11 protein-coding genes are annotated in these 12,546 nt (G+C 64.8%); all 11 read right to left on the bottom strand.

All coding sequences use genetic code 11. From position 1 onward, the window contains the following. Positions 1–71: 71 nt before the first annotated feature. Complete coding sequence (locus tag ACLFLU_RS15385; protein WP_426413009.1) at positions 72–1,493, bottom strand: amidase; 1,422 nt, start codon at positions 1,491–1,493, stop codon at positions 72–74. 114 nt (positions 1,494–1,607) lie between these two features. Continuing rightward, entirely contained in the window at positions 1,608–2,543 is a 936-nt protein-coding gene (locus tag ACLFLU_RS15380; protein WP_426413008.1) for a carbohydrate kinase family protein, read from the bottom strand. Positions 2,544–2,548: 5 nt separating this feature from the next. Continuing rightward, a complete protein-coding gene (locus ACLFLU_RS15375; RefSeq protein ID WP_426413007.1) occupies positions 2,549–4,195 on the bottom strand; it encodes an FGGY-family carbohydrate kinase in 1,647 nt (548 codons plus the stop codon). 38 nt (positions 4,196–4,233) lie between these two features. Next, positions 4,234–5,007: an SDR family NAD(P)-dependent oxidoreductase gene (locus ACLFLU_RS15370; protein ID WP_426413006.1), complete on the bottom strand. Its 774-nt coding sequence runs from the start codon at positions 5,005–5,007 to the stop codon at positions 4,234–4,236. Between the two features lie 20 nt (positions 5,008–5,027). Further along, positions 5,028–6,035 carry an ABC transporter ATP-binding protein gene (locus ACLFLU_RS15365; protein WP_426413005.1) on the bottom strand — a complete coding sequence of 336 codons (1,008 nt, stop codon included), beginning with the start codon at positions 6,033–6,035 and terminating at the stop codon, positions 5,028–5,030. A gap of 15 nt (positions 6,036–6,050) precedes the next feature. After that, positions 6,051–6,881, bottom strand: a complete 831-nt coding sequence (locus ACLFLU_RS15360; RefSeq protein ID WP_148755539.1) for a carbohydrate ABC transporter permease — start codon at positions 6,879–6,881, stop codon at positions 6,051–6,053. 4 nt (positions 6,882–6,885) lie between these two features. Then, complete coding sequence (locus tag ACLFLU_RS15355; RefSeq protein WP_426413004.1) at positions 6,886–7,758, bottom strand: carbohydrate ABC transporter permease; 873 nt, start codon at positions 7,756–7,758, stop codon at positions 6,886–6,888. Positions 7,759–7,845: 87 nt separating this feature from the next. Further along, positions 7,846–9,156, bottom strand: coding sequence for an ABC transporter substrate-binding protein (locus ACLFLU_RS15350; protein ID WP_426413003.1), 1,311 nt, complete (start codon positions 9,154–9,156; stop codon positions 7,846–7,848). Positions 9,157–9,465: 309 nt separating this feature from the next. Continuing rightward, positions 9,466–10,416 (bottom strand): sugar-binding transcriptional regulator, encoded by a 951-nt coding sequence (locus ACLFLU_RS15345; RefSeq protein WP_426413002.1) that lies wholly within the window; start codon positions 10,414–10,416, stop codon positions 9,466–9,468. Between the two features lie 6 nt (positions 10,417–10,422). Further along, entirely contained in the window at positions 10,423–11,085 is a 663-nt protein-coding gene (locus ACLFLU_RS15340; protein WP_426413001.1) for an HAD family hydrolase, read from the bottom strand. 39 nt (positions 11,086–11,124) lie between these two features. After that, the gene (locus ACLFLU_RS15335) at positions 11,125–12,366 is read right to left on the bottom strand and encodes a sensor histidine kinase (RefSeq protein ID WP_426413000.1); all 1,242 of its coding nucleotides are present in this window, start codon (positions 12,364–12,366) and stop codon (positions 11,125–11,127) included. Positions 12,367–12,546 lie beyond the last annotated feature (180 nt).

Raw genomic sequence — 12,546 nt, 5'->3', positions numbered from 1 at the left:
GGGCTCATCAGCGGCACGATCAACATGTCCGGACGCCGGACGCAAGCCTTTTGCGGCTCATCGTCAACTCCTCAAGCCGGCCGGCGGGCGAGAAGGTCGTGCGAGGCCTCGAACAGCGCGCTGACGCGCAGCAATTCCGCGTCGGCCCGGAAGCGGCCGACGAGCTGGAGCCCGATCGGCAGGCCGTCGCGACCAAAACCGCAGGGCAGACTGATCGCGGGGTGGCCGGTCATGTTGAACGGCATGGTCCAGGGGAACCAGTGCGGCCGGACGCTGTCGAACTGCGCCCCGTCGATCTCGATGGTGCCGAACAGATCCTGGTCGATCGGCAGCGCGGTGCGGGTGATGGTCGGCATCGCCAACAGATGCCCGCGCGCAAGCAAGGATTGCACGCGGCGGAACAACGCCGTGCGCGCGAACATCGCCTCTTGATAGTCAACGCCGCTCACATTGGTTGCCAGCGCGATCTGCTTGACGAAGGCCTCACTCAGGGCATCGCCATGCTCCGCCACCAGCTTCGAAAACCGCGAGCGCCAGACGGTATGGTTGATGGCGCGCCAGATCGGCTCGACGTCGTATCCCTCGCCGGAGAATTCTTCGAGCTCCGCACCCAGGCTCGCGAGCCGATCGAGGCTCGCCTTGAACGCTGTGGCAACATCTGCCGACACTGGGCGGCCGGGCGGCGACGCGCAGAACAGGATCTTTTGGCCGCGCAGATCGCCGCGCGGCGCGGCGGTGCCGATAAAGTCAGGCACGGGCAGACCGATCGACCAGGGATCACAAGCATCCTCGCCGGCCATCGCCTGCATCATCAATGCGGTGTCGGCGACGTTGCGCGTGGTCGGCGTGACATACGTCTGGTTGCCGAACGCATCGAGCGCCTGGCTGTGCGCGATCACGCCGTTGCTCTGCTTCAAACCCACCACACCGTTGCAGGCGGCGGGAATCCGCGTCGAGCCGCCGCCATCGGTGGCGATCGCAAGCGGCGCGATGCCGCTCGCCACCGCCACGGCCGCGCCGCCGCTGGAGCCACCGGACGAACGCTCCGCACTCCACGCGTTACGGGTGCGGCCGAACAGCGGTGAATCGGTCAGGCACTTGCTGCCGAACTCGGGCGTCGTGGTCTTGCCGATCAGAATCGCACCTTCCGCCCTCAACTTTGCGACCGCGACGGCATCCTCGGTGGGGACGTTGTCCTTGTAGGGAACGGCGCCAAACGTGGTCTTCACGCCCTTGGTATTGACGATGTCCTTGACGGTGACTGGAAGCCCATGCAGCAGGCCGAGCGGCTCACCCGCCATCACCTTGCGCTCGGCCTCGCGTGCCGCTGCCATCGCCTCGTCACCACAGAGCGTGATGAAGCAGTTCAGTTCAGGCTGGAGCGCCTCGGCGCGCGCGAGCACAGCGCTGGTGACCTCGACCGGCGACACCTTTTTGGTGCTAATCCGTTCGCGCAGTTCGGTGGCGGAGAGGAAACAGAGATCGTTGCTCATCAGGACAGGCTCGCGTCGGGACGCGCGGACCTTGCCAGCGCGCACCTCCCCTGTCCAATTCGGCCGGCGCATGGCCACAGTCCGCCCGGACATCCCGAGGCCCTGACGTGCGGCCTACCAGCTCCAGCTGATCTCGTGGCTCCAGGGCGGATCGGCACCCGGACGGGTGCAGGTCAGGCCGGCGCAGTTGGCGGCAAAGGAGAGCGCGCGGCGAAGCTCGTCTGCGCCGATGCCCTTCAATTGTTGCCGGGCAAGGCGCCCCTGCTTGCGCAGAGCGAACAGCAGTGCGGCCTGAAAGCTATCGCCCGCGCCGATGGTGTCGGCGACCTCGACCTTCGGCGCCTCGACCTCGACCTGCCCCGCCTTCGCATGCCAGGCGACGGCGCCGTTGTTGCCGCGGGTGATGACGACGAGGCTTGTGCCCTGCCCCAGCAGCGCACTTGCGCGTTGCTGATAAGGCTCCTCGCCGAAGAGATAGGCGAAGTCGACGTCTGACATCTTGATGAGATCGGCGCTCGCGGCGAACTCGACCATACGCGCAAGATAGGCCGGCTTGTCCTTGACCAGATTGGGCCTGCAGTTCGGATCGAACGAGATCGTTGATGAGGCCCGCGCATCTGCGATCAGGGCCTTGGTCTCGGCGGCGCCTTGATCATTGACCAGCGTGGTCGAGCCGACATGGACGGCTTCGACCCTATCGAACGGCATAGTGCCGCGCCGAAACGTCCAATTCCGCGTCGCGGTCTCGGCGTCGTAGAAAGCGTAGTGCGACTCGCCGGCGACGATGCGGACGAAGGCAAGCGTGGTCTGATGATCGCTGCGGGTGGCGAGACCAAGCTCGACGTTCGAGGCCGCGGCATGATCTGCGATCATGCGCCCGAACAGATCGGTCGAGACGCCGCCGACGAAAGCGGTCGATGCGCCGAGCCGCGCAATGCCGATCGCGACGTTGAGGCAGGAGCCGCCGACCGCCGGCATCACCGCTTCGCGGCCGTCGGCGTTTTTCGTCGGCACGAAATCGATCAGCGCATCGCCGCAGGAAATCAGCATCCGTTTCAACCCTTGGCGAGGTCAGCCATCGCGGCCCGGCTGCCGCGATCGACTTCGCGCAACAGCTTATAGACCTCGCGCTTCCTGGTGTGAAACGCGGCCATGTCGGGCGCGGTCGGCTCGCTCTTGCGTCCGAGCGCCGACATTTTTGCCATGGTCTCGCCGATCGAGGCATAGGCCCCGCCGGCGACAGCCCCTAACATTGCGGCGCCCAGCAGTACCGGCTCCCTGGTTTGCGGCAGCGCGACAGTAAGCCCGGTGGTATCGGCCATGATCTGGCGCACTAGCGGACTGCGGCTGGCGCCGCCGCCCATGATCATGATGCCGGCATGGACGCCATGCGCGGCAAAGGCCTCGATCACCTCGGCGAGCCCGTAGGCCAGCCCGCAAAGACCAGCAATGAACAGCCGCTCCATCGAGCTGACATCGGTGTCGAGATCGAGGCCTGCGATCACCGCGCGCGTGTCGGGGTCGGCGTAAGGCGAGCGGTTGCCGATGAACTCAGGAAGCACGTGAACGTCGCGGGCGAGCAGCGCGGCGCGGCTGGCATCGCCTGCGCGCGCGATGATGCGGCGCTCGAGGAACTCGATCAGGTCAACGCCCTCGCTGCGCGCTGCCGCGCTCGCCTCGGCGTGTCCCGGATGCGACTTGAGGAGATGGTCGATCGCGGCGCCCGCGGCCGACTGGCCGCCTTCGTTGAGCCAGAAGTCCGGCACCATGCCGGAGTAATACGGACCCCAGACGCCGGGCACGAAGCACGGCTCTTTCGTCGTTGCCATGATGCAGGCCGACGTCCCCATGATGTAGGCCAGGCGATCGCTGACATCCATCGTTCCGCCCGATCCGTCACGCCCGCCGATCGCGCCGATGCCGCCGGCATGGGCGTCGATCAAGGAGGCGCCGACCGGCGTGCCCGCGGACAGGCCGAGATCGGCGGCGGCCGCGCGGGTGAGACCGGCGCCGAGCCGCGTGCCGGGGGCGACGATCTCGGTGCCGATGCGGGCGTATGTCTCGCTGACGAAGTCGGACAGGCCAATGCGCTGAAAGAACGGCGCGCTCCAGCCGCCACCGTCATGCGCGAGGTAGTTCCATTTGCAGGTGACGGTGCAGGTCGAGCGCTGCAGCGAACCGGTCGCGCGCCAGGTCAGATAGTCCGCCAGATCGAAGAAATGCCCGGCAGCGTCAAAACTCGCCCGCAGATGCCGCTTCAGCCACAACAGTTTCGGCATCTCCATCTCTGGCGAGATCGAGCCGCCGACATAGCGCAGCACTGAATCCCCGGTCTCGTTGATCAGCCTCGCTTCGGCAGTGGCGCGATGATCCATCCAGACGATGACGTTGCGCTGCTTGTCGCCGGAGGTGCTGACCGTGACCGGCTCGCCCTCGATATCGAGCACCACCAGGGAACAGGTCGCGTCGAAACCGATGCCGCCGACGCTGTCGGGCGAGATGGCCGCTTCCGCCATCGCCGCCCGCACCGATTTGACACAGGCCTCCCAGATGTCCTGGGACGACTGCTCGACGATGTCGCCGGCCTCGTGCCAGATCCGGATCGGATGCTTGGCGGTCGCAAGCAACGTGCCCGCCTCGTCAAACACCCCTGCTCGCGTGCTCGTGGTCCCCACGTCGACGCCGATATACGCTCGCGGCATTGTCGCTCCCGGAAGCTTTCGTCAATTTTGACGCAAGCCTACCAGCAAGTGTAGCCGCCATCCACCAGCACGATGCTGCCGGTCATCAGGCTCGCAGCCTCGGATGCCAGGAACAGGACGACCGAGGCGATCTCCTCGACCTGCCCCATCCGCCCCATCGGGGTTCCGCCGATCCAGGCGTCATACATTCGCGGGGTGCTTTTCACGAAGGCGTTGAGCGGCGTGTCGATATAGGTCGGGGCCACCGCATTGACGCGGATGCCGCGGGCGCCCCATTCGGCGGCCAGCGACTTGGTCAGATGGTGCACGCCGGCCTTGGAGGCGTTGTAGAAGCACTGTTCCTGCGGCTTGTTGACGATAAAGCCGGACATCGAGCCAACATTGACAATGGCGCCGCTCTTGGCCTTGAGCATGTGCTTGCCGAACTCGCGGCAGCACCAGAAGGTGCCGTTGAGATTGACGTCGATGACGTTGAGCCAGTGCTCGTCGGTGACGGTCTCGGCCGGGGTTTCGCTGCGCGCAATGCCGGCATTGTTGACCAGAATGTCGACCTTGCCGTGACGGGCGACGAGATCATTGGCGACCTCCGCCACGCGCTTGGTGTCGGTGACGTCCATGATCGCGGTCTCGACGTCAAAACCCTTCGCCTTGAGGCTGGCCTTGGCGTCGCCGGCGACCTTGCTGTCGCGGTCGCCGATGATGACCTTGGCGCCGGCCTCGGCCAGCGCCTCCGCGCAGGCAAGCCCGATGCCCTGCCCGCCGCCGGTGATGAACGCGGTCTTGCCGCTCAGCTTGAATTTTTCCAGGTACATGGTCGTCTTTCCGTTTCTTGTTAGTTCCGAAGCGCGTTGCCGCTCGCGTCGAAGCGGTGAATGCGCGCGGGGTCCGGCACCAGCGACACACGGTCGCCGGCGTGCAGGCTCAGTTCGCCGATGTAGCGCGCCGTCAGCATCCCGAGCGGCCCGGCGTCGACATAGAGAAAGGTGTCGCTGCCGAGATGTTCGGCGACCGCGATCGTGCCCTGCCAGCCGCCGGCGCCCTCGCGCTCGATCTTGAGATGCTCCGGGCGCACGCCGATCGTGGCCGCGCCCTGCTGCGCGGCGCTGTCGCCGGTGACGAAATTCATCTTGGGCGAACCGATGAAGCCGGCGACGAACAGATTGGCGGGCCGCTCGTAGAGCTCCAGCGGCGAGCCGTATTGCTCGATCTTGCCGGCATTGAGCACGACGATCTTGTCGGCCATGGTCATGGCCTCGACCTGGTCGTGCGTCACGTAGATAGCGGTGGTGCCGAGCTGCTTCTGCAGCCGCGTCACCTCGATACGCATCTGCACGCGCAGTGCGGCGTCGAGATTGGAGAGCGGCTCGTCGAACAGGAATCCCTTGGGCTCGCGGACGATGGCACGGCCGATCGCGACGCGCTGGCGTTGGCCGCCGGAAAGCTCGCGCGGCTTGCGGTCGAGATAGGGCGTAAGGTTCAGGGTCGCGGCGGCCGCCTCGACCTTGCGGTTCGTCTCGTCTTTGGAAAGGCCCGCCATCTTCAGGCCGAAACCAATATTACCGCGCACGCTCATATGCGGATAGAGCGCGTAGGACTGGAACACCATCGACAGCCCGCGCTTGGCAGGCGGCGTGTCGACCACGTTCTTGCCGTCGATCAGAATTGCGCCGCCTGTGACGTCCTCGAGGCCCGCAATCAACCGCAGCAGCGTGGTTTTGCCGCAGCCGGAGGGACCGACGAACACCACGAAGGAGCCGTCCGCGATGTCGAGATCGGCGCCCTTGATGATGTGCACGGGGCCGAAGGATTTCTGCACGCCTTGAAGTGTGATCTGACCCATGATCCGGCAGCCCCTTTACTTCACCGCGCCGAAGGTGAGCCCGCGCACGAGCTGCTTCTGGCTGAACCAACCGAGGACGAGAATGGGCGCGATCGCCAGCGTCGAGGCTGCCGACAGCTTTGCCCAGAACAGTCCTTCCGGACTGGAATAGGACGCAATGAACGTGGTGAGCGGCGCGGCGTTCGAGGTCGACAAATTGAGTGTCCAGAACGCCTCGTTCCAGGCCAGGATCAGATTGAGCAGCATGGTCGACGCCAGCCCCGGGATCGCCATCGGCGTCAGGACATAGACGAGCTCGCGGCCGATGGTGGCGCCGTCCATGCGCGCGGCTTCCAGGATGTCGCGCGGGATCTCCTTGAAGTAGGTGAAGAGCATCCAGATCACGATCGGCAAGTTTCCGAGGCAGAGGATGAAGACAAGACCGATGCGGGAATCGAGCAAACCAAAGCTCTTGTAGATCAGGTAGATCGGCACCAGCACGCCGACCGGCGGCATCATCTTGGTCGAGAGCATCCAGAGCAGGATGTCCTTGGTGCGCTTGGTCGGCGAGAATGCCATCGACCAGGCTGCGGGGATCGCGATCAAGAGCGCAATCAGGGTCGATCCGCCGGCGATGATGATCGAGTTCATCGCATGCAGCAGATAGTCGCTGCGCTCCTGCACCGTCGCATAGTTTTCCGTGGTCCAGTGGAAGAACAGGAAGGACGGCGGAATGGCGAAGGCTTCGAGCTCGGTCTTGAAGCTTGCCAGCACCATCCACAGGATCGGGAAGAAGATCAGGAAGCCGAAGAACCACGCCCCGATCGTCGAGACCACCACCCGCTGCGTCGTTGACTTGCGCGCCATGATTTCAGGCTTCCAGGTTGCGGCCGACGATGCGGACGAGGAAGAAGGCAACGACATTGGCGATGACCACAGCCACGAGGCCGCCCGCCGAGGCGCTGCCGACGTCGAACTGGATCAGCGCCTGCGAATAGATCAGGAAGGCGATGTTGGTGGTTTGCAGGCCCGGCCCGCCACCGGTGGTGACGAAGATCTCGGCGAACACGGTGAGCAGGAAGATGGTTTCGATCAGGATCACCACCGTGATCGGGCGCGCCAGATGCGGCAGCGTGATGTAGATGAAGGTCGAGACGGCGCTGGCGCCATCCATTTCGGCCGCCTCTTTCTGCTCCTCGTCGAGCGATTGCAGCGCGGTGAGCAGGATCAGCGTCGCGAACGGCAGCCATTGCCAGGCCACGATCAGGATCACGGCGAACAACGGCGCGTCCGTGAACCAGTCGATCGGCGTCAGCCCGACCAGTTTTGCGAGCCACGCGAACAGCCCGGACACCGGGTGCATCAGCAGGTTCTTCCAGACCAGCGCGCTCACCGTCGGCATCACGAAGAACGGCGCGATCACCATCAGCCGCACGATATTGCGGCCGATCACCGGCTGATCCATCAGCAGCGCCAGGGGAATACCGAGCAGGATCGTGAGCGCCAGCACCGAACCGACCAGCACCAGCGTGTTCTGAAGGGAAGCAAGGAAGGCGGGATCGGTGAGGAAATAGCGGAAGTTTTCCAGCCCGACGAACGATTCCGAGCCGGGATCGAGCAGGCTGTAGTGCAGCGTCGAGAAATAGATCGTGAGCGCGAGCGGGACGATCATCCAGATGAACAGGAGCCCGACGGCCGGGGTCAGGAGCGACCGCGCAAGGAATTGCGTCTGCCGGGTTGCCATCCTCGGACTCTCCGCTTGGAGGAAGAAGGCGGCCATCCACCCGGGGTGGAGGATGGCCGCAAGTGTGAGCTCAGGGAGAGCTCGGGCCTACTTGATGTAACCGGCGCGCTTCATCTCGCGCTCGGTCGCTGATTGCGCAGCGGTGAGCGCCGCATCGACCGTCATCGAGCCCGCAAGTGCTGCGGAGAATTGCTGCCCCACCTGCGTGCCGATGCCCTGAAATTCGGGGATCGCGGCATACTGCACGCCGACGTAAGGCACGGGCTTCACGGTCGGCTTGTTCGGATCAGCCGCGTCGATCGAGGCCAACGTCATCTTGGCGAAGGGCGCGGCCTTCAGGTAGTCAGGATTCGTGTAGAGCGAGGTGCGTGTGCCCGGCGGCACGTTGGCCCAGCCCTCCTTCGAGGCCACGAGCTTGGTGTAGTCCTTGTTTGTCGCCCAGGCGATGAACTTCTCGGCTGCTTCAGTCTTCTTCGAGCCGGCGGGGATCGCGAGGTTCCAGGCCCACAGCCAGTTGGCGTTCTTGCCGAGCCCGGTGTTGGGCGCAAGCGCGAAGCCGACCCTGTCGGCAACCGTGGACTGACTCGGGTTGGTCACGAAGGATGCCGCCACCGTCGCGTCGATCCACATGCCGCACTTGCCGGCATTGAACAGCGCCAGATTTTCATTGAAGCCGTTCGAGCTCGCGCCGGGAGGGCCGGCGTCCTTCATCAGATTGACGTAGGTCGTGAGCGTCGTTTTCCATTCCGGCGTATTGAACTGCGGCTCCCACTTCTCGTCGAACCAGCGTGCGCCGTAGGAATTAGCCATCGCCGAGAGGAAGGCCATGTTCTCGCCCCAGCCGGCCTTGCCGCGCAGGCAGATGCCGTAGACGCCGCCGTTCTTGTCGGTCAGCTTCTTGGCGGCATCGATGACGAACTCCCAGGTCGGCTTCTCCGGCATCTTCAGGCCGGCCTTCTCGAACAGGTCGGTGCGGTACATGATCATCGAGCTCTCGCCGTAAAACGGCGCGGCATAGAGCTTGCCGTCGACGGAGACCGCGTCCTTGATCTTCGGCAGGAGGTCGGCGACGTCGTAATCGGCGCCGAGATTGGCGAGCGGCACCAGCCACCCCTTCTTGGCCCAGATCGGCACTTCGTAGGTGCCGATGGTCAGCACGTCGAACTGGCCGCCCTTGGTGGCGATGTCGGTGGTGACGCGCTGGCGCAGCACGTTCTCCTCCAGCGTCACCCATTTCACCGAAATGTCGGGGTTCGCCTTGGTGAATTCGCTGGTCAGGCCCTGCATGCGGATCATGTCGCCGTTATTGACGGTGGCGATCGTCAGGGTCGTTTCGGCCATCGCGGGGACGGCAAGCAGTACGGACGCGCCGCAGACGGCGCCCAGAAATTGTTTCACGGTGACCTCCCTAGCCCGCGCTTTTGAGCATATGCCCACGCGTTGGGCGTATGTTCGGACGAGGTGACGAGCTTGTCAAGCAGGCGCGCGCGTATCCCCGCAACTTATGAGTGCTGCGGTGCGGCAGCCTTCCCGTCATGCCCCGCGAAGGCGGGCATCCAGTACGCCGTGTCGTGAGTTGGTTTTGCTTCGGATAGGCCGTGGCGTACTGGATCATCCGCTCCAGTACGCAATTGCGTACAAGGCGGATGATGACCGTGTCGTAGGTGGCGAGACCGCCCACCTCGCCGATGCTGGAAACGCCCCGCCTTACCGCTCCAGGATCGCCCTGGCCGTCGCCTCGTCGGTGATCAGGCCGTTGATCAGACCCCCATTCAGCGCAGCCGCGATCGCCGGCACCTTGGCCGCACCGACCGCGGCACCGATCGTCGTGGTCTTCGCCGGCACTTCCGGCGGAATGCTGGTCAGGCGCTTGTTGGTGCCGGCCTTGAGCAGGCGCCCCTTAGAATCATAGGCCCAGCCGGTGATCTCGCCGATGGCGCCCTGCCGCATCATCTCGAACAATTCGTCGCGGGTGACAAAGCCGTCGATGTGCACCTGCGCCTTCTGGTCCATCTGGCCGATGCCGACGAGACGCAGATCCGCTTTGGCGGCGACCGCCTTGACCTTCGCGATCGGCTCGATGCGGACCATCTTGTTGCGCTCGTCCTCCGACGACATCAGGAACGGCAGCGGCATCGGGTAATGCCGCGCGCCGGTGCGGTCGGCGAGCCGGCCGACGGTGTCGTAGAAGCTCGCCGAACCGTCGGCGGAGATGTTGCCGACCAGCGAGACGATCTGGTGGTTGGGCCGGTCGATCGGCGTGACGCGCTCGACCGCGGCGCGCACCGCCCGCCCCGTGCCGAGCGCGACGATCACAGGCGTCTCCGAACGCAGCGTCGCGTCCAGCAGATTGGCGCAGCGCTCGGCGATGCCGGCGGTGGCCTGCGGCGCCGCAGGATCGGCCGGCACCACCTCGCAATGGCCGAGGTCAAACCGCTCCCTGAGCTGCGCGGCCAATTCCATGCAGGCAGCGATCGGATGCTCGAGCCGGAACGTGATCAGCCGCTCGGCGAGGCACAGCGACACCAGCCGCTGCGCCGAGGCGCGCGACACCTGGAGCATCTTTGCGATCTCGTCCTGAGTGTGGCCGGCAATAAAATAGAGCCAGCCGGCACGCGCGGCGTCGTCGAGCCTGGATTTTTCGTTCTCGACGGCCATGCGGCCTCACGCCTCCCAGAATTCGCTCATGCGCGCGAAGACCCGATCGGCCCCGGCGGCGGACAATATAGCGCGACCATCGCGTGCGCGATAATGGCCACCACCGACAAATCCCCAGACCATCATGCCGGCCGCCTTGGCAGCCTGCACGCCGCTGACACTGTCTTCGATCACCAGCGTGCGCGAAGGGCTGGCCTGCATTTTCCCGGCAGCGTGAAGAAAGAGATCCGGCGCCGGCTTGCCGTGCCTGACCATCTGCGCGGTGTAAAGCCGGTCGCCGAAATGCGGCGCAAGGCCGGTGACATCAAGTGACAACGAGACGCGGTCGAGGTCGCTCGACGATGCCACGCAGCGCGGCGTCTCCAGTTCGGACAACACCGCGCCGACGCCGGGGATCGGCTGGAGCGCCCCCGCAAAGGTCTCGAGCACGCGCGCCTTCAGGCGCGGAAAGAAGTCGTCAGGCAGGGCCTGCCCGAGATCGCGATAGTGCTGCTCGATCGCCTTGGTGCTGCGTCCGAGGAAAAGCGCGAGCGCCTGATCCACACTGAGCTGAAGGCCGAACTCCGCCAGAACCTCGGACAGGCAGCGGCAGCTCAGCAGCTCGCTGTCGACGAGCACGCCGTCGCAATCGAAGATGATGAGATCGGGTTTTGGCCGGCTCCGGTCCATCCTGCCATTCGATCATATACCCAATTGATGAGCAATAGCTCAAGCTTCGCCGCCTCGGTCCGGGGCAATCCTGGGCAGAACAAGCCGAAGGACCGTGCCCGCACCCGGCTTGCTTTCGAGCTGGAGCTGTCCGCCCAATCGATCCACGACGATGCTGTGGACGATGTGCAGACCGAGACCGCTCGCACCATCGTGGCGGCGCGTCGTAAAGAAAGGATCAAAGGCCCGCCGCTCCACATCTGGCGGCATGCCACAGCCGTCGTCGGCAAACGAAAGCGCAACAAGCCCGTCGCCGGCCGCGCCGAGCGAGACATTGATAGTCCCTCGAATCGCCCCTCGTCCGTCGCCCGGGAACGCGTGTGTCATGGCGTTGACGGCGAGATTGGTCAGGACCTGCCCGAATGGCCCGGGGTAGCTGTCCATCGCAAGACCCGGCTCGCAGCGGAGGCTGAGCGCGATGTCACGCTGCCGAAATTGCCGCTCGAATTGGGAGAGAACCTGGCCTGTCAGTTCGCCCGCGTCAAAATTTCGCCGATAGGACACGGTCTGATCGGCCGCCACCTGCTTGAAGGATTGAACACGCTCGGCCGCTCGGTCGAGATTTGTGACCAGTTGTGCCGAAGCCTCGCTGACCAGCTTCAGGAACCGGATCAAGGTCGAACGCTTGAGATCGCCCCGCGCGACTTCCGCCGCAAACAACTCGGCCTTTCGCTGAAGCGTCGAGGCAACTGTCAGGCTGCTACCAAGTGGCGTGTTGATCTCATGGGCAACGCCGGCGACCATTCGCCCGAGGGCGGCGAGCTTCTCCGCCTCGATCAGCGAGGCCTGGATGTCGCGCAAATGGCGAAGCGCCGTCTCGGCTGCATCCCTGGCACTGCGGATTTCCCGCTCGGCGCGCTTGCGTTCCGTGATCTCCTCCGCAGCGACATTGACCGCAATGATCTCGCCTTCCTGCGTTCGCAGCGGATGCCAATAGGTGACCCAGGAGCGCTCCTCGACCTGATCCGCGCGCTGTCCCGCGACCTCGATGCCGATGACGGGCTCCCCGGTCTCGATGATCGAACGCACGATCTCCTCGACGGAATCCGCCAGAGCGGGCACGCAGTCCCTGACGGAATGCCCGAGATGGCCTTCAACCGATATGCCGCAGATCTCGGTAAGGCGCTGGTTGATCAGGAGATAGCGGCAGTCGCGCGACAGGCAGGCAAGCCCGATCGGTGCGGTATCGTAGATCAGTTGCAACGCGGGCGACGCCGGCAGCGAAAGCGGTGTACTCGTCACGCAAGTTCCCCGTGTACGCCACGTCAGACGCATCAAATTAGCACGGAGTTGGCTTGTCGGTTGATCTAAATCAACAATGCACGCGGGCTCAGCCCGGGAGATGCCGCGGACTCAATGAGCCCGCAGGGTGGGCAGAGCGAGATGGTGGGCACGGCGCTACGGCGCCTTTGCCGACCCTAC

The sequence above is a fragment of the Bradyrhizobium ganzhouense genome, assembly GCF_049949285.1.
In the GTDB taxonomy this organism is placed as follows: Bacteria; Pseudomonadota; Alphaproteobacteria; order Rhizobiales; family Xanthobacteraceae; genus Bradyrhizobium; species Bradyrhizobium ganzhouense.
The sequence above is the reverse complement of the archived record's forward strand: the minus strand, read 5'-3'. Positions and strand labels throughout refer to the sequence as shown.

Excerpts from the sequence above, each read along its gene's own strand:
- ACLFLU_RS15385 (WP_426413009.1), bottom strand. The coding sequence starts at position 1,493 with ATGAGCAACGATCTCTGTTTCCTCTCCGCCACCGAACTGCGCGAACGG.
- ACLFLU_RS15380 (WP_426413008.1), bottom strand. The coding sequence starts at position 2,543 with ATGCTGATTTCCTGCGGCGATGCGCTGATCGATTTCGTGCCGACGAAA.
- ACLFLU_RS15375 (WP_426413007.1), bottom strand. The coding sequence starts at position 4,195 with ATGCCGCGAGCGTATATCGGCGTCGACGTGGGGACCACGAGCACGCGA.
- ACLFLU_RS15370 (WP_426413006.1), bottom strand. The coding sequence starts at position 5,007 with ATGTACCTGGAAAAATTCAAGCTGAGCGGCAAGACCGCGTTCATCACC.
- ACLFLU_RS15365 (WP_426413005.1), bottom strand. The coding sequence starts at position 6,035 with ATGGGTCAGATCACACTTCAAGGCGTGCAGAAATCCTTCGGCCCCGTG.
- ACLFLU_RS15360 (WP_148755539.1), bottom strand. The coding sequence starts at position 6,881 with ATGGCGCGCAAGTCAACGACGCAGCGGGTGGTGGTCTCGACGATCGGG.
- ACLFLU_RS15355 (WP_426413004.1), bottom strand. The coding sequence starts at position 7,758 with ATGGCAACCCGGCAGACGCAATTCCTTGCGCGGTCGCTCCTGACCCCG.
- ACLFLU_RS15345 (WP_426413002.1), bottom strand. The coding sequence starts at position 10,416 with ATGGCCGTCGAGAACGAAAAATCCAGGCTCGACGACGCCGCGCGTGCC.
- ACLFLU_RS15340 (WP_426413001.1), bottom strand. The coding sequence starts at position 11,085 with ATGGACCGGAGCCGGCCAAAACCCGATCTCATCATCTTCGATTGCGAC.